1 protein-coding gene is annotated in these 1,614 nt (G+C 68.6%); it reads right to left on the reverse strand.

Features of this window, described 5'->3' with window-relative positions:
- Positions 1-11: 11 nt before the first annotated feature.
- Positions 12-1,469: an NF041680 family putative transposase gene (locus tag ABT001_RS35955; RefSeq protein ID WP_351285902.1), complete on the reverse strand. Its 1,458-nt coding sequence runs from the start codon at positions 1,467-1,469 to the stop codon at positions 12-14.
- Positions 1,470-1,614 lie beyond the last annotated feature (145 nt).

The raw sequence follows: 1,614 nt of genomic DNA on the forward strand, positions 1-1,614 counted from the left end.
TAGCTTGATCTTTAACCTGTGCGGCGTGGGCGTGGGGTCGTTGACTTCTTTGTTCGTCGCTTTGCGGGGCCGGGTTTGCCGACGGTGTGCACGTCGTAGCGTGCAGTGGGTTGGCTGTTCCTGCGGCCGGGTGGCCGTCCTGGACCGGGCTGAGTCAATTTCGGTGCTCCGGCTGGGCAGGCGGCCTTCGGGCGGAGGTGCCGAAAGTCGCGGCGGACTCGTGCGGGGGTGAGCCTGTCGGGCGGGGTCGGCTTCTCCCACGGCCGTCGGAGGTCTGCCGCCAGCGGGCGTGCGAGCCGGAGTTGGGTGAAAACGGCGACGATCAGCCAGGTCCAGCGGTCGGCTGCTTCGGGGGTGCGGATCTTCGGGCAGGTCCAGCCCAGGGTCTGCTTGAACAGGCGGAAGGTGTGTTCGATGTCGAAGCGCCGCAGGAATGCCTGCCAGAGCAGGTCGACGTCGGCCCCGGAGGCGTCGGTGCCTGACCACCACAGCCAGACCGGCTTCGGTGTCGCGCCGCTGGGCAGGTGCTCGACCTGCAAGCGGATCACGGTGCCCTCGATGACCGGCAGGGCGCCGAGCTGGGATGTCCAGGCCGAGCGGTGGGTCAGTCTTGGGTGGAGGCGGTCCCAAGCCCGTGCGGTGGCGGTGCCGTAGAGACGGGTTTCGGTCACTGTCCGGGCGTCGGGAGTGTTCCAGGTGGCCGGGTCACCGAACACGAACTCGCCACCGTGACGGGACGGCCGACCCCGGACACCGGGCTCGCGCGACGGGGCCGCACGTCGCAGAACGCGGTCCGAGCGCAGCCGGCCCAGCACCTGCACCGGGAGATCCTGCAGAAGGAAGGCCAGGCGGGGAACGTCGTAGCCGGCGTCCACGACGATCAGGATCTCCGGGTCGCCGTCCTTCCACTGCCCGGCCGTGATGAGCCGTTCGACGAGCTCGCGCATCTGCCGAGCCGTGACGGTGGCGGCGTCATCGCCAGGTGCCAGACGCAGTGCGTCCAGCGGTGCGGTCCAGGAACTGCGGCCCGTCTCAAGTGCGCAGATCACCGAGTAGGGCCAGCCGGGAACGGGGATGTGCTGGTCCTTGCCCCGCCCGTAGGTGTGGCACAGGATCCGCTGCGGTGAGGTGTGGGCACTGGGCCGCAGCCAGCAGGTGAGGTCGGCGGCCAGGACCAGCCGGCCGTCCGCCGCCCTCGGTAGCGGCACTGCGGCCAGGGCCCGCCGCAGCCGGGCGACATCGACCCGGCCCGCGGCCAGGGCGTCGTAGAGCCCACCATGTCCACGCCGGTGTTCGCCCACCAGCGACAGTTCCACCAGCGACCGAATCGGACCATCCGCGCACAACACCGCGTCCGCGAGTTCGAACAGCGCGTCCGCACGTTTGGTCAGACAGGAGTAGAACTCACCCCGGAAGCGTGACAGTCCCGCAAACGGATCCTGCCGGACGACGTGATGCGACAGACTCATTCCTCACGGCCTTCGTGCTGAGCGTTGTGTGTTCCTTGGTCGGATCACATGCTCAGCCGAAGGCCGCCTGCGTGTACCGCAGTTACCAGCCCGAGTGATCAAGTACGACGGACCGTTCGGACCCCGAGGTTAAAGATCAAGCTAG

Source organism: Streptomyces sp. NPDC002793 (assembly GCF_040295485.1).
Lineage (GTDB): Bacteria > Actinomycetota > Actinomycetes > Streptomycetales > Streptomycetaceae > Streptomyces.

What these genes read in the sequence shown, in the direction of transcription:
- ABT001_RS35955 (WP_351285902.1), bottom strand. Translation starts at nt 1,469, where the DNA reads ATGAGTCTGTCGCATCACGTCGTCCGGCAGGATCCGTTTGCGGGACTG.